The following is an 18973-nucleotide window of genomic DNA, read 5'->3' on the forward strand; positions in this document are numbered from 1 at the left end:
ACGATATTGGGTTGACCGCCGACATACACATCATCGTTAGCGGTGATGGTGAAGGTGCCGGTGGCGCTGTTGGCCGGGACGGTAACCTTGGTGCCATCGGACAAGGTGAAGGTCAGGCCGTTGTGGCCGGTGACCGACAGACCCTGGGCATTGGTCAGGGTCACGGTGTAGGTGATCTGGCCGCCTTCGGCCACGGTGGTCTTGTCGGCCGTCAGGGTGGCGACAACTTCGCTGGTGGTGTCGGTGATCTGCACCGTGGCGTTGCCACCCAGCTCCAGGTTCTCGAAGGTTTCGCCAACGACAGTGGCGTCAGTGATGCCAACGGTCAGCGAACCGCCGTCCTTGAAGACGTCGTCGCCTTGGGCCGGGGCCTTGTAGATCGCTTCGGTCTGGCCGGCAGCGATCACCACTTGACCGCCGTTGGACAGGTTGACGGTCAGGTCATGGTCGAGCTTCTGGCTGACCTTGACGGTGAAGATTGGCTGTTCAGCCTCGTTCACGTCACCGTTGCTGACGATGGTGACGCTGACTTTGTCGCCTTCGTTGCCAGTGCCCGGAGTGCCGGTGCCGGGTTCGTCGGTGACTTCGGTCTTCACTTGTTCCTGGCCGAGGGTCAACTTCTCGAAGTTGTCCGCGCCTTCAACCGATTCCAGTTTGTTGGTAATCGCAGGCTGGCCGCCGACGAAGACGTCGTCCGGAGCACTGATGGTGAAGGTACCGGTGGCACTGTTGGCCGGAACGGTAACTTTGGTGCCATCGGACAAGGTGAAGGTCAGGCCATTGTGGCCAGTGACCGACAGACCTTGGGCGTTGGTCAGGGTCACGGTGTAAGTGATCTGGCCGCCTTCGGCCACGGTGGTCTTGTCGGCGGTCAGGGTGGCGACAACTTCGCTGGTGGTGTCGGTGATCTGTACAGTGGCGTTGCCACCCAGCTCCAGGTTCTCGAAGGTTTCCCCAACGACAGTGGCGTCAGTGATGCCGACGGTCAGCGAACCGCCATCTTTGAAGACGTCGTCGCCTTGGGCCGGGGCCTTGTAGATCGCCTCGGTCTGGCCTGCAGCGATCACCACCTGGCCGCCGTTGGACAGGTTGACGGTCAGGTCATGGTCGAGCTTCTGGCTGACCTTGACGGTGAAGCTTGGCTGTTCAGCCTCGTTCACGTCACCGTTGCTGACGATGGTCACGCTGACTTTGTCGCCTTCGTTGCCAGTGCCCGGCGTGCCGGTGCCGGGTTCATCAGTCACGGTGGTGGTGACGGAGCTGTCGCCCAGCGTCAGTTTTTCAAAGTTGTCCGCACCCTCGACCGATTCCAGCTTGTTGACGATATTGGGTTGACCGCCGACATACACATCATCGTTAGCGGTGATGGTGAAGGTGCCGGTGGCGCTGTTGGCCGGGACGGTAACCTTGGTGCCGTCAGACAAGGTGAAGGTCAGGCCGTTGTGGCCAGTGACCGACAGACCTTGGGCGTTGGTCAGGGTCACGGTGTAAGTGATCTGACCGCCTTCGGCGACGGTGGTCTTGTCGGCCGTCAGGGTGGCGACAACTTCGCTGGTGGTGTCGGTGATCTGTACGGTGGCGTTGCCACCCAGCTCCAGGTTCTCGAAGGTTTCGCCAACGACAGTGGCGTCAGTGATGCCGACAGTCAGCGAACCGCCGTCTTTAAAGACGTCGTCGCCTTGGGCCGGGGCCTTGTAGATGGCTTCGGTCTGGCCGGCAGCGATCACGACTTGACCGCCGTTGGACAGGTTCACGGTCAGGTCGTGGTCGAGCTTCTGGCTCACTTTTACAGTGAACGACGGCTGCTGATCTTCAGTGACATTGCCGTTGCTGACGATGGTCACGCTGACTTTGTCGCCTTCGTTGCCAGTGCCCGGCGTACCGGTGCCGGGTTCATCAGTCACGGTGGTGGTGACGGAGCTGTCGCCCAGCGTCAGTTTTTCAAAGTTGTCCGCACCCTCAACCGATTCCAGCTTGTTGATAATCGCAGGCTGGCCGCCGACGAAGACGTCGTCCGGAGCATTGATGGTGAAGGTGCCGGTGGCGCTGTTGGCCGGAACGGTGACTTTGGTGCCGTCGGACAGGGTGAAGGTCAGGCCGTTGTGGCCAGTGACCGACAGACCTTGAGCGTTGGTCAGGGTCACGGTGTAAGTGATCTGGCCGCCTTCGGCAACGGTGGTCTTGTCGGCCGTCAGGGTCGCGACCACTTCGCTGGTGGTGTCGGTAATCTGCACGGTGGCATTGCCACCCAGCTCCAGGTTCTCGAAGGTTTCGCCAACGACAGTGGCGTCAGTGATGCCGACGGTCAGCGAACCGCCATCTTTGAAGACGTCGTCGCCTTGGGCCGGGGCCTTGTAGATCGCTTCGGTCTGGCCGGCAGCGATCACCACTTGGCCGCCGTTGGACAGGTTGACGGTCAGGTCATGGTCGAGCTTCTGGCTGACCTTGACGGTGAAGCTTGGCTGTTCAGCCTCGTTCACGTCACCGTTGCTGACGATGGTGACGCTGACTTTGTCGCCTTCGTTGCCAGTGCCCGGAGTGCCGGTGCCGGGTTCGTCGGTGACTTCGGTCTTCACTTGTTCCTGGCCGAGGGTCAACTTCTCGAAGCTGTCCGCACCCTCAACCGATTCCAACTTGTTGGTAATCGCAGGCTGGCCGCCGACGAAGACGTCGTCCGGAGCATTGATGGTGAAGGTACCGGTGGCGCTGTTGGCCGGGACGTTAACTTTGGTGCCGTCGGACAGGGTGAAGGTCAGGCCGTTGTGGCCAGTGACCGACAGACCTTGAGCGTTGGTCAGGGTCACGGTGTAAGTGATCTGGCCGCCTTCAGCGACGGTGGTCTTGTCAGCCGTCAGGGTCGCAACGACTTCACTGGTGGTGTCGGTGATCTGCACCGTGGCGTTGCCACCCAGCTCCAGGTTCTCGAAGGTTTCTCCAACAACAGTGGCGTCAGTGATGCCGACGGTCAGCGAACCGCCGTCTTTGAAGACGTCGTCGCCTTGGGCCGGGGCCTTGTAGATCGCCTCGGTCTGGCCGGCAGCGATCACCACTTGACCGCCGTTGGACAGGTTGACGGTCAGGTCATGGTCGAGCTTCTGGCTGACCTTGACGGTGAAGCTTGGCTGCTGGTCTTCAGTGACATTGCCGTTGCTGACGATGGTGACCGAAACCTTGTCGCCTTCGTTACCCGTGCCCGGCGTGCCGGTACCAGGTTCGTCGGTGACTTCGGTCTTCACTTGTTCCTGACCGAGGGTCAGCTTCTCGAAGTTGTCCGCCCCCTCAACCGATTCCAGCTTGTTGACGATATTGGGTTGACCGCCGACATACACATCATCGTTAGCGGTGATGGTGAAGGTGCCGGTGGCGCTGTTGGCCGGGACGGTAACCTTGGTGCCGTCAGACAAGGTGAAGGTCAGGCCGTTGTGGCCGGTAACCGACAGGCCTTGGGCGTTGGTCAGGGTCACGGTGTAAGTGATCTGGCCGCCTTCGGCCACGGTGGTCTTGTCTGCCGTCAGAGTGGCGACAACTTCACTGGTGGTGTCAGTGATCTGCACGGTGGCGTTGCCACCCAGCTCCAGACTTTCGAAAGTCTCGCCGACAACGCTTGCGTCAACTACTCCAAGAGTAACTGAACCGGCGTCCTTGAATACATCATCCCCCTGAGCGGGAAGGCTATAGGTGACTGTGCTTTGGCCTGCAGCGATGACCACTGTCGCGCCGTTGCTCAATGTCACGTTCAGATCGTGATCCAGCTTCTGGCTGACCGAAACGGTAAAAGTCGGCGCCTGAGCTTCGGTCACATCACCATTACTGACGATGCTGACAGTAACAGTGTCGATGCTGTCACTGATCACGGTCTCGGCAGGCGCTGGGTTCGGCGTCAGCTGTTCGAAATTGCCACCTGTTGCACCGGTGATGGTGGTGCTGACGGTTGAACCGTTGTTGTAGACATCATTGGCCGGGGTCTGGAAATCCACGGTACCCGTGGTCTTGCCCGCCTCAACGGTAATGGTCTGGCCATTGGACAGGGTCACGGTCACCGGCGTCTGCGCAGGGTTGCTCAGGGTCACGGTGTAGGTGATCACGCCGCCTTCGTTCACGCTTGGCGAAGCAGTGAGGGTCGCGGTGGTGGTATCGACCGAGTCACTGATCACGGTCTCGGCAGGCGCTGGGTTCGGCGTCAGCTGTTCGAAATTGCCACCTGTTGCACCGGTGATGGTGGTGCTGACGGTTGAACCGTTGTTGTAGACATCATTGGCCGGGGTCTGGAAATCCACGGCACCCGTGGTCTTGCCCGCCTCAACGGTAATGGTCTGGCCATTGGACAGGGTCACGGTCACCGGCGTCTGCGCAGGGTTGCTCAGGGTCACGGTGTAGGTGATCACGCCGCCTTCGGTCACGCTTGGCGAAGCAGTGAGGGTCGCGGTGGTGGTATCGACCGAGTCACTGATCACGGTCTCGGCAGGCGCTGGGTTCGGCGTCAGCTGCTCGAAATTGCCACCCGTTGCACCGGTGATGCTGGTGCTGACGGTCGAACCGTTGTTGTAGACATCATTGGCCGGGGTCTGGAAATCCACAGTACCCGTGGTCTTGCCCGCCTCAACGGTAATGGTCTGGCCATTGGACAGGGTCACGGTCACCGGCGTCTGCGCAGGGTTGCTCAGGGTCACGGTGTAGGTGATCACGCCGCCTTCGGTCACGCTCGGCGAAGCAGTGAGGGTCGCGGTGGTGTTGTCGACGGTATCGGTGATCAGCGTAACCGCGGGATTTTGCGGCAGGGTCACGACCAGACCGCTACCCCCCGTCGTAGCGGTAACGGTCGTGGAAATCTGGCCGCCATCGATGTACGGCGTGTCGTTCGGCGGGATGTTCACGTTGACGCTGCCGCTGGTCTGCCCAGCGGGAATGACGATCACAGCACCGTTCGACAGCGTCACGGTTAGGTTCGACGATGGTGCCTGGCCCACCGTAGCGGTATAGACGATCACGCCACCCGCTTCGGTGATGGAAGGGGTGGCGCTCAGGGTAAGGGCGGTGGCGACTGGCGTATCGACCAAGGCATTGGTGCTGGTATCCAGCGCCCCCACTTCCTCCGTATCAAGCCCGGCGGCGAATGTGAGCGGGTCGGTCGGAAAGCCGATGGTCGGGTCCACGCTGCCCGCCGTTGCGTCGAGCAACACGAAGCTGTGGCCACCACCCGCAGCGCCGCCGCCACCGGCTGCGGCGCCGGCGGCCGGCGCTTCCAGCTCGGTAGTCGGGTCGACACCCGAAGCAATCGCCTGCTGCAGTTCTTCCACCGACGGCGCGGCTTGTGCAGTGGCCTGGCTCAGGTCGGTGCTGCTGTCTGGCGTGTCGGCGCTCCACTGAGTGTCACGGCCCAGGTCGAGCAGGCGGCCATCGGCCAGCTCAAGGGTAACGGCGCCGCCCGGGCCGGTGAGAACTTCTTCACCGGCCAGCAGGCGATCGCCTTCGATCAATACGCGCCGGATGCCTTCTGGGGATACTGCGATGACTTGGCCAACAATGCTTTTTACGATGGCTACAACGCTGCTCATTAGACTCTCCGGGTTACCCGATTTGATCGTGTTCCATGCTCCGCGCGGCGTGAGTGGGCCGCTGCAGGCGGAATTGTGTCTTTAATATGTTCGACGTATTTGACGTCAAAATTCTGTCTATAACTGTTGGCGATTAACTTTATGCCAAACTATTGACCTTATGATCGCCATCCTAAACAATCGGCTTGGTAATGTCACATTGATATTTGAACGTTTGCCATCCCTTCCTTTAGTACTAATACCAGTGCCCCTTCTGAAGTCTGCTCATCGGTCAAGTCAGGTTGTCATTTTTCAGACCTGAACCGCTCCGGCCGTGATTCAGGACAACAGCGCCCTCGGGGACCAGTAAAAAATGCGTGCGTCACTGTTTACCGCTCTTCCATTCGCCTTTGCCGCCTCTTTCGTACAAGCACAAACCTTGCCCGAAGCCATGCAGAAAGCCCTTGAAGTGCACCCGGAAATTCAGGCCGGCGTCAACGCTCGGGTAGCTGCGGACTATCAACTACGGGCCGCCAAGGGCGGCTATTTGCCGCGGGTCGATGTGACCGCCGGCTACGGCCGGGAAGGCACCGACAGCCCAAGTACCGGCAACCGTTGGGAAAGCCTCAACCGTGGCGAGTCAGCAATCCGACTCCGTCAGATGGTTTTTGACGGTTTTGCCACATCCAGTGAAGTCGGCCGTCAACAAGCCACCGCCAATGCTCGCGCCTACTCGTTGATGGGTACCTCCGAACGCACGGCGCTCGACGTGGCCCAGGTTTACCTGGATGTCCTCACACGCCGTGAGATGGTGCGCTTGGCCCAGGAAAACTTGCGTAATCACGAACGCATCCTTGACCAGATCACGTTGCGCACCAACCGCGGCGTCGGCCGCCTCGCCGACCTCGATCAGGCCGAAGCGCGTTTGGCGCAGGCCCGCAACAACCTGATCACCGAGCAGACCAATCTGGCCGACGCCAACACCAACTACCTGAGCGTGGTGGGTCAGATGCCGGATGAACTGAGTGCCCCCTCGCCTTTCATCGACCTGCTGCCGGCCACCCTGGAAGAGGCACGCACGCAGATGGTAGAAAGCAGCCCGGTACTGCGCTCGGCCGAGTCGGATATCGCAGCTGCAGAGAAGCAATACGCCGCCGCCAAGTCCACTTTCTATCCACGCTTCGATGCAGAACTCGGACGAACGGCCGACAACAATATCGACGGCACGGTTGGCCATAACAACGAGTGGCAGGCCATGCTGCGCATGAACTTCAATTTGTATGCCGGTGGCAGCAACAAGGCCGACCTGGAATCCAAGTCTTACCTGGCCAACCAGGCGCTGGATATCCGCAACAATGCCCTGCGCCAGCTCAATGAAGAGTTGGGCCTGGCCTGGAATGCGCAAGAGAATGCCAACCTGCAGGTGCCGATCGCGCAGCAGTACGTCGATCACAGCAACCGGGTGCGCAGTGCCTACCAGCAGCAGTTCAGCCTTGGTGAGCGTACCCTGCTCGACCTGCTCGACAGCGAAAATGAAACCTTCACCGCCCAACGTCGTCTGGTAGAAGTGAAGAACATACAATTGTTTACTCAGTACCGAATCAAGGCGACCATTGGTCAACTGCTCAAGAGCCAGGGTGTCGTAGCGCCGATGGCCACCGTTGTGCAGAATGATCTGAAACCACGGGTGAACCTGCCAGGCCTGAACTGAGGCGCACCCGATCCATCTACCCGCAAGGATGAAGAGAGCGCCGCGTGGAATCCGAAGTCAGTCGAGTCCAACTCAGCCACGATCCACGCAGTCAACACGACGATCCCTTGCTGGACAGTCTGTTGACCCTGTGTGTCCTGCACCAGAAACCCGCCAGCCGAGCCATGCTGACCACCGGCCTGCCGCTGCCCGCGCAGCGTCTCAACGCTGAGCTGCTGCCCCGTGCAGCTGCCCGGGCCGGCCTGCAAGGGCGTCTGCTGCAACGCAAGCTGGAGCAGATTCCGAGCATCGCCATGCCCGCCATGCTGCTGCTCAAGGACGGCCGCAGCGCCATCCTGGTGGGCTGGGAGAACGACGACACCGCACGCCTGCTGCTCAGCGAGAGCGACGGTGGTGAAGTACTGGTCAGCCGCGAGGCCTTGCAGGACGACTACAGCGGCAAGGTGTTCTTCGCCCAGCCGCAGCACAAATACGACGTCAATCACGGCAACCTGATCCCACGGGCGAAATCCTGGTTCCGCGATACGCTGTTGCGCAGCAAGTGGCTGTACATCGATGCCATCGCCGCCAGCCTGGTGATCAACCTGATTGCTTTGGCCGCGCCGTTGTTCGTGATGAACGTCTACGACCGCGTGGTGCCCAACCAGGCCACCTCGACACTGTGGGTGCTGGCCGCCGGTATTGGCTTCGCTTATGTGTTCGACCTGATCCTCAAAGGCCTGCGCGGGCTGTGCCTTGACCTTGCCGGCAAAAAGACTGACCTGATCATTTCGGCGACGCTGTTCGAGCGAATTGTCGGCATGTCGATGAAGTACCGCCCGGCGCGGGTCGGCAGCTTCGCCCAGAACATCCATGAGTTCCAGGGCCTGCGCGACTTCCTCGCCTCGCTCACGTTGACCACTCTGATCGACCTGCCGTTCACCCTGCTGATTTTGCTGGTCATCGCCATCATCGGCGGGCACCTGGTGTGGATCCCCATCCTCGCCTTCCCGCTGGCCCTGGGCATCGGCTATGCCCTGCAGAAGCCCTTGATGGCAACCATGGAGCGCACCATGGCACTGGCTTCGGAGCGTCAGTCGAGCCTGATCGAAACCCTGGCCGGGCTGGACGGGGTCAAGGTCAACAACGCCGAGAGCGAGCGCCAGTACATGTGGGAGCAGACCCTTGGCACCCTCAGCCGTCTGGAGTTGCGGGTCAAGGTGCTGTCGAGCCTGGCCATGAACATCACGATGCTTATCCAGCAACTGGCGGGCGTGGCGATGATCTGCGTCGGCGTTTACCTGATCATCGACGGCAACCTGAGCATGGGCGGCCTGGTGGCCTGCTACATGCTCAGCGGTCGTGCCCTCGGCCCGTTGGGCTCGCTGAACGGGCTGCTGGCCCGCTACCAGCAGGCCAAGGTGACCATGGTCGCGACCGACCAGATGATGGAACTTCCACAGGAGCGCAACTTCGAGGAGCGCCCGCTCAGCCGCCAGGTCCTGCAGGGTGCGATCGAGTTCCGCGGTATCGAGTTCACCTACCCGAACCAGCAGAACCAGGCACTCAAAGGCATCAACCTGAACATCCGCCCGGGCGAGAAGGTCGGCATCATCGGCCGCAGCGGCTCGGGCAAGAGCTCGCTGGCCAAACTTATCGTCGGCCTGTACGAACCGGACAACGGCTCCTTGCTGGTCGATGGCGTGGACATCCGCCAGATCGACGTCAGCGAACTGCGCCATAACATCGGCTACGTGCCCCAGGACATCCAGCTACTGGCTGGCACCCTGCGCGACAACCTGGTCAGTGGCGCCCGCTACATCGAAGACGAGCTGATCCTGCAGGCCGCCGAGCTGGCTGGCGTGCATGAATTCGCCCGCCTGCACCCCGATGGTTATGAGCTGCAGGTCGGCGAGCGCGGCCAGAACCTCTCTGGCGGCCAGCGACAGAACGTCGCCCTGGCCCGCGCGCTGCTGCTCAACCCGCAGATCCTGCTGCTCGACGAGCCTACCAGCGCCATGGACAACACCGGCGAAGAGCGCCTCAAGCAGCGTCTGAGTGCAGTGATCGAAGGCAAGACCGTGTTGCTGGTAACGCATCGGGCGTCGTTACTGTCGCTGGTGGACCGGTTGATCGTCATCGACCGTGGACAGATCGTCGCGGATGGCCCGAAAGCCGCCGTCATGGAAGCGCTGAAGAAGGGGCAGATCAGTGTTGCATAAGCTGGATATGGGGCGTTTCAAGGACAATCTGCGCCGCTACTTCAAGGGCTCCGAGTCGCTGGCCGGACAGCCGCTGCCCGAAGTCAACAAAGCGCTGATCGAAGACGCACCGCGCATCGTGCGCCTGACCATCTGGGGCATCATCGCTTTCTTCCTGGTCATGATCATCTGGGCCAGCGTGGCGCCGATCGATGAGGTCACCCGCGGCGAGGGCAAGGCCATCCCGTCCTCCAAGGTGCAGAAAATCCAGAACCTGGAAGGCGGCATCGTCGCCCAGATCTACGCCAAGGAAGGGGAAATCGTCGAGGTTGGTCAGCCGCTGCTGCGTCTGGATGAAACCCGCTTTGCCTCCAACGTCGACGAAACCGAGGCGTCGCGCCTGGCCATGGCCCTGCGCGTGCAGCGCCTGAGTGCCGAAGTGGACGACAAACCTCTGCAAATCGACGAAGAACTGCGCAAGGCGGCGCCAAGCCAGGCCGCTAGCGAGCAGTCGCTGTACCAAAGCCGGCGCCAGCAGTTGCAGGACGAAATCAGCGGCCTGGAACAGCAGCTGGTGCAGAAGCAACAAGAGCTTCGTGAGTTCACCTCCAAGCGTGCGCAATACGCCAACAGCCTGCAGTTGCTGCGCCAGGAAATTTCCATGTCCGAGCCGTTGGTGGCCCAGGGCGCGATCTCCCAAGTGGAAGTGCTGCGCCTGCGCCGCGCCGAAGTGGAGAACCGCGGCCAGATGGACTCCACCGCGCTGGCCATTCCCCGCGCCGAAGCGGCCATCAAGGAAGTGCAGAGCAAGATCGAGGAAACCCGCGGCAAGTTCCGCAGCGAGGCACTGACCCAACTCAACGAAGCGCGTACCGAGCTGAACAAGGCCACCGCCACGGGCAAGGCGCTGGATGACCGGGTCAACCGCACCATGGTCACTTCGCCAGTGCGCGGTATCGTCAAGCAACTGCTGGTCAACACCGTCGGCGGCGTGATCCAGCCGGGCAGCGACATCATCGAGATCGTGCCGCTGGACGACACCCTGGTGGTCGAGGCGAAGATCCTGCCCAAGGACATTGCCTTCCTGCACCCGGGCCAGGAAGCCACGGTCAAGTTCACCGCCTATGACTACACCATCTACGGCGGGCTGAAGGCCAAGCTGGAACAGATCGGTGCCGATACCATCACCGACGAAGACAAGAAGACCACCTATTACCTGATCAAGCTACGTACTGACAAAAGCCACTTGGGCACTGACGAGAAACCGCTGCTGATCATTCCCGGGATGGTCGCCACGGTGGACATCATGACCGGCAAGAAGACCATCATGAGCTACCTGCTCAAGCCCATCATGAAGGCCCGCGCCGAGGCCCTGCGCGAGCGCTGAGTTCTATGATTCAGAGGGCCGGTGGGCGCGGCTTCAGCCGCGAACACCGGCCAAGCCGGTGCCATCAGGGAATATGCATCGCGTTCAGCGCCACGGTGCAGGTTCACCTACCAGCTGGCCTTGAATGCCTTCCACGCCCATTTCCAGCAGCACCTGCCGCTCCCCTTGCGTTTCCACACGCTCTGCAATCAACGGCAGGTCAATGCTGTGTGCGGCGCGCTGGATCGCTTCGATGAACAGGCGCTTGTGCTGTTCGTGGTCGATGTTGCGGATGTAGCTGCCATCGATCTTCAGGTACGCCAGGCCCAGGTGCGCCAGGTTACCTATCATGCTGAAGCGTCCACCGAAACGCTGCAAAGCCAGCCCGAAGCCAAGCCCGTGCAGTCGCCGGGTCAGTTGTTCGAGTACCGCCTGCTCCGGCAATTGTTCCTCACCGATCTCGAAGATCAGGCGCGGACCCAGCACAGCGTTCTGCCCCAGTAGCTCGTATACCCGCTGCAGGGCCTTGGGGTCGGCGAGGGTGGCGGCGGACAGGTTCAACGCCAGCACCTGGTCGTGGCTGCGCAGATGCGCCAGCACTTTCTCAAGTACCAGCAAATCCAGGCGCGGCATCCAGCCAAAGCGCTCCAGCCATGGCAGGAAGCGCCCAGCTGGCAGTGCCTCGCCTTGGTCATCGTGCAGCCGCGAGATCACCTTGTGATGCAGCACCCGCTGCGCATCATGGCAATCCACCACCGGCTGGAAAAACAGTTCGAACTGGCCTTTGACGAACGCCTGGTCGAGCCGTGTGTGCCAGTCGTGATGGCTGTCGCCAGCAACTGCCGCTGCGCCTTGCTCCAGGCACACCCAACCCGGCGTGGGTTGATTCTCGGCGCGCGCCAACGCCTCGTCGGCGAGCTTGAGCAGCGTCTGGGGTGCGTCGCCGGGGCTGAAGGGGGCCAGTCCGATACAGGCCACTGGGTCGACGTCGGTGGCGCCAGTCTCGTGCAGGCTCTGTAATGTCACCTCCAGCGCCTGGGCCAGCTGTACCGCTTCCTCATGCACCATACCCGGCGCCAGTACGGCAAATTCGCCGCCGCGGCTGCGGGAAATCAAGTCTTTGGTTTCAGGGAAGCGGGCACAGGTCCGCCGCAGCTGTTCGCCAACGGCCTGCAGCAATTGGTCGGTGCGCTGGCCGCCGAGACGCGCGTTGAGCCCTGTCAGATCCTGCACCCGCAGCAACAGCAGGTAACCGGCACGGGCGTCTTCCAGGTTGCTGACTCGGTTGGTGAGTTGCATTTCAAAATAACGGCGATTGGACAATCCCGTCAGGCTGTCCTGATAGGACTCTGTCCGCAGCCGCTCACTGCGCTCGGCCTGCTCGGTGAACAGCGCCTTGAGCTTCTCGACCATCTGGTTCATCGCCTGCACCACACGGCGCAACTCCGGCGTGCGCGGCAGTTCCGGCAGGCTGAGGAACTCGCGGCGGGCAATCGCGTGGGACTGTTCGACCATGTAGTCCAGCGGCCGCAACTGGCGGCGCAGCAGCAAGGCACCTAGCATCGCGCTCGCCGCACCGCACAACAGCAGCCAACCCAGGCTGCCCAAGGCGCTCTGCCAGAGCTTGGCGATGGCGAACATCGGGTGACTGATCACTTCGACCCGCGCCGCCTGCTGCCAGCCACGACTGACAATGGCATCGCCACCGGCCGCCTCCAGCCCGATCAAATGAATGAACCAGGCCGGAACACCGCCTGGGTCAGGCTCGGCGTGACGCTCAACCAGTACCGCATTGGAACCCAGGTCGACGACCTTGATGCTCGCGTAATAGCCACTGTCGAAGATCGAACTGACCATGAGCTCGACCATGGCCGGGTCGTCGATGTTGGGTGTCAGCGACAAGGCCAGCGCAGTGGCAGCATCCTGGGCATGCGAGCGCAGCTGATTGACGTACTGGCTGCGCGAGCTTTCCAGGCTGACCATGAAACTGCCGCTGAACGCGACCACCAGGAACAGGCAAATGGCCAACAGCAATTGTTTGAACAGTGACATCTGTGCTCCTTCAGTAAACCGGTTCGGCCGGGAACCCTTCGGCCTGCATTTTCTTCAACACGTCCTGCCAGCGTGACAAGCGCTTGGTGTCGCCAACCTTCTTGTTGCCTGCAGCGCCTGTCAGCCACAGCCCTTCGCCATTGAAGGCGTAGACGGGCAGCAGGTCGCTACGCTGACTGGCCGGTTTTATCGCGTCCATCAGGCTGTCGAGTACCAGCGGCTGAGCCTGTGGGCTTGAATAATAGGTCAGCACCATGTGCGCGCGGTTCTGGCGCAGGGCCTTGACGTAGGTGATGCGTAGTTTCTCGCTGGGGATGCCCATGCGCCGCAGGCTGAAGTACTTGGCGATGGCGTAGTCTTCGCAATCACCGGCGCCCTTGATCAAGGCCTGGATCGGCGTGGCCCAGTAGTCGACTTCGTGCCACAGGTCGATGTCTTCGACATAGCGCAGCTGCTGATTGAAGAACAAGTTGACCACCTGCAGCCGCTGTAGCTCAGTACCTTGGCCCTGCGTGGCCATCATATTCTGCCAGGCATCTATACGGCCCTTCCCCGCACCCAGCGGGCCGTACAGGGCCTGCGACTTGCGGCTGATCGCGGAGAAGTCCCAGTCCGCGTGCAGGCCGCCCAGCAGCAAGCTACCCAGCAGTACAGCAAGGCCAATACGGTGCACAGCGGTTTTGAGTACCCAGGGTATCGCCACTGCGAAGACCTGTTCAGACCAATCGAAAGCAGCGATGGTGCGGCCTGCCAGATCAAAAAACAATGGCACCCTGCAATCATGGCGGCCAATAACCTGTCAGCTATAACTTTCTTGTTAGCGCTTGGTATATGGCGCTTCCTTTGGCCAGTGAGTTCATCCACCATATCCCATGGTCTTGATTCGCATGCCCCTCTGCGTGCGCGGGTTTGACAAGCCCCCTTGCCTATTACTAGTGTCATTGGATCCAAATTTAGTCGTCGAGGCAGACTTCGCGTGGGCGAGAAAATCAAACTGAGCAACGTGCTGGCGAGTGAGCAACTGCCAGCACACCTGGCCCGTGCGGTAATCGAAGAGCGCCTGCGCAGCGCTATCCTCGATGGCCGCCTGCCGCCGGGTACTGCCGTACGCCAACAAGAACTCGCGACCTTGTATGGCGTCAGTCGCATGCCTGTGCGCGAGGCGCTGCGCCAGCTCGAAGCACAATCGCTGCTGAAGGTGGAGATGCACAAAGGCGCGGTCGTAGCGCCCTTGATCGGCGAAGACGCGGTCGACACCTATGCGTTGCGGGTGTTGCTCGAGTCGGAGGCGCTACGCCAATCCATTCCGCTGCTCGATGCCGACGATATCGCCCGGGCACGCGGCTACATCCAGCAACTGGAAAACGAGACCGGCCATGCCGAAATCGGTCGCCTCAACCGGCTCTTTCACATGGCACTGTATGGCAAGGCGCCGAACCAGAAATTGCTACGCCTGATTGAGAACGAGCTGAACGAGGAAGAGCGATTCCTGCGCTTCCATCTGTCGTCGATGGGGCTGGGCAAATTGACTCAGGACGATCACAACGCCTTGGCCGACGCGGCGAGCGACAAGCTGGTGGATGAAGCCGTGCGAATATTGGAGCAGCACCTGAACAATGGCGCTCGCGTCATCAGGAACTATCTGGACAAACAGTCGGCTCCGTAACCGCACGGTGTACAAATGAGAGTTGCAATCGTCGCCCGCCCTGGCAAACAATGAGACTAATTATCATTTATGCCGATGGCTCGTCATGCCTTCCAATTACTCCGTGCACACGCTCTACAGTGATCATCACAACTGGCTGAACAGGTGGTTGCGCAGTAAATTGGGCAATGCGGCCGATGCCGCGGACCTGGCCCAGGACACTTTCGTTCGCCTGCTACAACGCCCTCAACAGTCACAGCTAAACACGCCACGGGCTTTTCTGCGCACGATCGCCCGCGGGCTGGTGATCGACCACTGGCGGCGCGAAGAGCTACAACGTGCTTATCTTGAAGCCTTGGCCCATGTGCCAGAGGCGCATGCCCCCTCGGCCGAAACCCGCGAACTGCTGTTGGAGCTGCTTGAGCGCATCGCGCGCATGCTTGACGGACTCAAACCCAAGGTCCGTCGAGCGTTCCTGCTGGCCCAGTGCGAAGAGTTGAGCCATAAGGCCATTGCCGAGCAGATGGGCATCTCGCTGCGTTCGGTGGAGCGCTACATCGCCGATGCGCTGTACCACTGTTACCTGTTGCGCTTCGAAGACGAGTGCTGAAGTGGCGCCCTCGCCCAAGGCCGTGAAACAGGCCATACACTGGATGCTGAGCCTGCGTGAAAGCGGCAACGATCCAACGTTGTCGCAGCAATGCGAACGCTGGCGAAATGCACAGCAGGAGCATGAGCTCGCCTGGCAGCGGGTGATCAGCTTGCATCAAGATCTCGACCTGCGCGCGATCCCCGGGGCCGGCGTTGCCCTGCAGACGTTGGAGACCAGTCAGCGGCGCCTGCACCGACGCCAGGCACTAAAACTGCTGTGTGGTACTGCCCTGGTGGGCACGGCAAGCTGGCTGGCGAAAGACTTGGAGAGCGTCAGCGCCTGGACCTCGGACTACGCCACCGTGACCGGCGAGCGCCGCACCGTGCGCTTGCCCGATGACTCCCTCCTGCAACTCAACACGCGCAGCGCGGTGGACCTGGCCTTTACTGAGCAACAGCGCATGATCCGCCTCAAACACGGCGAACTGATGCTGACCTGTAGCACAACGCCGTATCAACGGCGCCCGTTGCTGGTACAGACGCGTGATGCCCTGCTTGAAGGCTTTGAAGGACGCTTTGCGGTACGGCAGGATGTCGATTGTACGAGGGTCAGCGTCAGCCAGGGCAAGGTCGCGCTGCACCTGCCAAGCTCCGGTGAGCTGCAATGGATCGGCAACGGGCAGGACTGGCGAGTGGATGCATCCGGCGCGCGACGCCTGGAGCAGGTGGCCATGGACGCTGCTGCCTGGACGGAGGGGCTGATCGTCACGCGCGACATGCGCTTGGCAGACTTTCTCGCGCAGGTGAGCCGGTACCGGCATGGTTACCTGGGCTGCACTGACGACGTCGCCGATCTTCGCCTGTCTGGGGTGTACCGCCTGGATGATCCCTATCAGCTACTGCTACTGCTACCACGGACGCTGCCTGTGCAGCTTCACCAACGTACAGGTTGGTGGATACGGCTGGAACCTGTGGCCTGATTCGACATTCCAGAGAAATTTCTGGCGGGTATTGGCAACGCGTCCGGCTAGGACAGTAAGGATCCCTTCTGCCCTTAATACCCGACGGACTTCGATATGCCCATCGTTACACCTTTAGTGCACACCTCCGGCGAGAATGATTTTCGACCTGTCTTGGATTCAGCCAGGCTAGGCAAGGCGATACGTGCCGCGCTGTTCGGTACGGCTCTGGGAATTACGGGTGCACCTTTGCCGACGTTCGCCGCCTCCCCCGCCCAGGTAAGCCAGCAATATACGCTTGCGCCTGGACCGTTGAATGACGTGCTCAACCAGTTCGCCCGCCAGGCCGGGATTACCTTGACCAGCACGCCTCAGCTGACCGGCGAGCTGGAGTCCAGCGGCCTGCAGGGACAGTATTCGACTGACCAGGCACTGCGCCAGTTGCTCAGTGGCACAGGCCTTGAAGCGGTCAGCCTGGACGGTCGCAGTTACGTGCTTCGCGCGCGCCCAATTGACGCGGCATTGTCGCTACCCGACACCGATGTGCGCAGTTTCACCTTGGGCAACGCACTCGGCAGCATGGAGGGTTACAACGCCACCCACAGCCAGGTCGCGACCAAGACCAGTATGCCGCTGGTGGAGACCTCGCAGTCGGTGTCGGTGGTGACCCGCCAGCAAATCGACGACCAGGGCTCGCAGACCGTCGCTCAGGCCATGCGTTATACCCCCGGTGTGCTGACCAACCCCTACGGCGCTACACATCGCTATGACTACGTGGCCATGCGCGGTTTCAACGATGGCTCTGTGGATAACATCTACGTCGATGGCCTCAAGTCGATGGGCGACAACGGCACCTACAGCACCATGCAGGTGGACCCGTACTTCATTGAGCGAATCGACATCCTGAAAGGCCCCTCCTCGGTGCTCTACGGCCGTAGCTCCCCAGGTGGTCTGGTGGCCCTGACCACCAAAAAGCCGCTCTTCGAGGCCTACCATCAGGTACAGGCCATGGTGGGTACCCAGGGGCAGCGTGGCATGGGTTTCGACTTCAGCGGCCCGCTGGATGACGACAAGCGTATCGCCTATCGCCTGACCGGGTTGGCGGACGCCTCCGACACACAGTTCGACCATAACAAGGAAGAACGCTATGCCATCGCCCCGGCCATCAGCGTCGACTTCACAGAGGACACCTCGCTGACCCTGCAGGCCTACCTGCAGCACGACCCCAACGGGGGCTACCACGGCGGTAACCCGGCCGACGGCATGCTGCACAAACGCAATGGCTTACGTTTGTCCGATCACTTCTTCGAAGGCGAGCCGGGCATCGACAACTACGAGCGTACGCAACTGTCGTTCAGCTACCAGTTCGAACACCGCTTCAATGATGTCTTTACCGCACGGCAGAACTTCCGATACCAGGATTCCGACGTGTCGATGGATCAGGTCTATTCGGCAGGATGGGCGGATGCTGACAGCAATATCCTCAACCGCGCCTACACGGGCGGTGATGAGCGTCTGCATTCCTACATCATCGATAGCATGCTACAGGCGGAGTTCTTCACAGGTACGGCCAAGCACACCCTACTGGTGGGCAATGACTATCAACGGCGCAAGGCGGATGTGGCATGGCGCTACGGCACCGTTGACCCCCTTGATGCCGGAAATCCGCAGTATGGCAATGGCAACCTTCACGTACTTGGCGAAAACCGCTACCAGCGTCGTTTGCAGCAAACCGGAGTGTATCTGCAGGACCTGGTCGAGCTGAATCAATGGCGCTTCTCGCTGGGCCTTCGCCAGGACTGGGTAAAGGTCTCTGAGGAGAACCGTGACAGCGATACCAAGGCTAGCGATGACCGCACCAAGTTCACTACGCGTGCCGGCGTGCTCTACCTGTTCGAGAATGGTATAGCGCCCTATGTCAGCTACTCCGAATCGTTCAACCCCAATACTGTCTCCGATCAGGATGGCCGCCCACTGGCGCCAACCGAAGGCACCCAGTGGGAAGCGGGCCTCAAGTATCAGCCACCGGGTAGTGACAACCTGTTCACGGCCTCGGTATTTCGCATCGAGCAAGAGAACCTGGCATCCAAGCAGCCGAACGAAGACTTCTACCGCCCTGTAGGTGAAGTGCGCTCGCAAGGGCTGGAGTTGGAAGCTCACGTGCAGGTGACAGACAACCTCAAGCTGCTGGGTGGCTACACCTTTACCGATATCGAGTATTCCAAGTCGATGCCAAGCCTGGTCTCGGGTCAGCTCGACAATAAAGGCAATTCACCCACCCAAGCACCGAAGCAGATGTTATCGCTGTGGGCCGATTACAACTTCCGCCAGGGGCCACTCGACGGCCTGCGCCTGGGCGGCGGCGTGCGCTACGTGGGGTATAGCTGGGTAGATGCGGAAAACAGCATGAAGGTGCCCTCCTACACGCTGTTCGACGCCTCGGTCGGGTACGACCTGGGCAAGGTCGGGCTCAAGGGTGTGGACGTGCGCCTGAACGCCAATAACCTTACCAACGAAACCTACATCGCTTCGTGCGCTAGCCTGAATTACTGCTACATGGGTGAAGAGCGCAATGTGAGCGCTACGGTCAGCTATCAGTTCTGAGGTGATAAGCCGGAAAGACAAAGCCCCTGTCTGCAGCGCAGACAGGGGCTTTGGGTTTGAATCTTGACGATGACCTACTCTCACATGGGGAAACCCCACACTACCATCGGCGATGCATCGTTTCACTGCTGAGTTCGGGATGGGATCAGGTGGTTCCAATGCTCTATGGTCGTCAAGAAATTCTGTGTGCCGGCCCGTCCTGTGGACGTACCGGCGAATCTCTGTAGTTCCTACTTAAAGACAAAACCCCTACCTGCTCGCGCAGATAGGGGTTTTGCGAAATGAATCTTGACGATGACCTACTCTCACATGGGGAAACCCCACACTACCA

The 18973-nt window shown here is 60.7% G+C and carries 10 protein-coding genes and 1 rRNA gene; 7 read left to right on the plus strand and 4 right to left on the minus strand.

Annotation, left to right across the window (positions count from 1 at the left end):
* Positions 1–5555 (minus strand): retention module-containing protein (locus ACZ6YA_RS25825; protein WP_465900576.1); only part of this gene is annotated, 5555 nt, incomplete at its 3' end.
* 352 nt (positions 5556–5907) lie between these two features.
* Here ACZ6YA_RS25825 and ACZ6YA_RS25830 point away from each other — a divergent pair.
* From ACZ6YA_RS25830 to ACZ6YA_RS25840, 3 genes are read left to right on the plus strand one after another with little or no spacing between them, the layout of a single operon-like run.
* On the plus strand, positions 5908–7245 hold the full coding sequence (locus ACZ6YA_RS25830) for a TolC family outer membrane protein (protein WP_465900578.1): 1338 nt from the start codon (positions 5908–5910) through the stop codon (positions 7243–7245).
* Between the two features lie 44 nt (positions 7246–7289).
* Positions 7290–9446 (plus strand): type I secretion system permease/ATPase, encoded by a 2157-nt coding sequence (locus tag ACZ6YA_RS25835; RefSeq protein WP_465900580.1) that lies wholly within the window; start codon positions 7290–7292, stop codon positions 9444–9446.
* A gap of 7 nt (positions 9447–9453) precedes the next feature.
* Positions 9454–10812, plus strand: a complete 1359-nt coding sequence (locus ACZ6YA_RS25840; RefSeq protein WP_465900594.1) for an HlyD family type I secretion periplasmic adaptor subunit — start codon at positions 9454–9456, stop codon at positions 10810–10812.
* 84 nt (positions 10813–10896) lie between these two features.
* Here ACZ6YA_RS25840 and lapD read toward each other — a convergent pair whose 3' ends face one another.
* Both lapD and lapG read right to left on the minus strand, forming a co-directional pair.
* Entirely contained in the window at positions 10897–12843 is a 1947-nt protein-coding gene (gene lapD / locus ACZ6YA_RS25845; RefSeq protein ID WP_465900582.1) for a cyclic di-GMP receptor LapD, read from the minus strand.
* Positions 12844–12853: 10 nt separating this feature from the next.
* Positions 12854–13615 carry a cysteine protease LapG gene (gene lapG / locus ACZ6YA_RS25850; protein WP_465900584.1) on the minus strand — a complete coding sequence of 254 codons (762 nt, stop codon included), beginning with the start codon at positions 13613–13615 and terminating at the stop codon, positions 12854–12856.
* Between the two features lie 204 nt (positions 13616–13819).
* On the opposite strand from lapG, the gene ACZ6YA_RS25855 reads away from it, so the two are divergent.
* The 4 genes from ACZ6YA_RS25855 (at position 13820) to ACZ6YA_RS25870 (ending at position 18642) form a co-directional block, all read left to right on the plus strand.
* Positions 13820–14509 (plus strand): GntR family transcriptional regulator, encoded by a 690-nt coding sequence (locus ACZ6YA_RS25855; protein WP_465900586.1) that lies wholly within the window; start codon positions 13820–13822, stop codon positions 14507–14509.
* Positions 14510–14594: 85 nt separating this feature from the next.
* On the plus strand, positions 14595–15098 hold the full coding sequence (locus ACZ6YA_RS25860) for a sigma-70 family RNA polymerase sigma factor (protein WP_465900588.1): 504 nt from the start codon (positions 14595–14597) through the stop codon (positions 15096–15098).
* The gene (locus ACZ6YA_RS25865) at positions 15052–16059 is read left to right on the plus strand and encodes a FecR domain-containing protein (RefSeq protein ID WP_465900590.1); all 1008 of its coding nucleotides are present in this window, start codon (positions 15052–15054) and stop codon (positions 16057–16059) included. The genes ACZ6YA_RS25860 and ACZ6YA_RS25865 overlap by 47 nt, the downstream gene beginning before the upstream one ends.
* A 96-nt stretch (positions 16060–16155) precedes the next feature.
* Positions 16156–18642 (plus strand): TonB-dependent siderophore receptor, encoded by a 2487-nt coding sequence (locus ACZ6YA_RS25870; protein ID WP_465900592.1) that lies wholly within the window; start codon positions 16156–16158, stop codon positions 18640–18642.
* 61 nt (positions 18643–18703) lie between these two features.
* Here the strand turns inward: ACZ6YA_RS25870 and rrf are convergent.
* Positions 18704–18819 (minus strand): 5S ribosomal RNA (rrf, locus tag ACZ6YA_RS25875).
* Positions 18820–18973 lie beyond the last annotated feature (154 nt).

The organism is Pseudomonas sp. NPDC090752, from assembly GCF_055584805.1.

Bases quoted from the DNA above. Each gene is read 5' to 3' on its own strand.
- ACZ6YA_RS25840 (WP_465900594.1), top strand. From the start codon at position 9,454: ATGGGGCGTTTCAAGGACAATCTGCGCCGCTACTTCAAGGGCTCCGAG.
- ACZ6YA_RS25860 (WP_465900588.1), top strand. From the start codon at position 14,595: ATGCCTTCCAATTACTCCGTGCACACGCTCTACAGTGATCATCACAAC.
- ACZ6YA_RS25830 (WP_465900578.1), top strand. From the start codon at position 5,908: ATGCGTGCGTCACTGTTTACCGCTCTTCCATTCGCCTTTGCCGCCTCT.
- ACZ6YA_RS25865 (WP_465900590.1), top strand. From the start codon at position 15,052: ATGCGCTGTACCACTGTTACCTGTTGCGCTTCGAAGACGAGTGCTGAA.
- ACZ6YA_RS25870 (WP_465900592.1), top strand. From the start codon at position 16,156: ATGCCCATCGTTACACCTTTAGTGCACACCTCCGGCGAGAATGATTTT.
- lapD (WP_465900582.1), bottom strand. From the start codon at position 12,843: ATGTCACTGTTCAAACAATTGCTGTTGGCCATTTGCCTGTTCCTGGTG.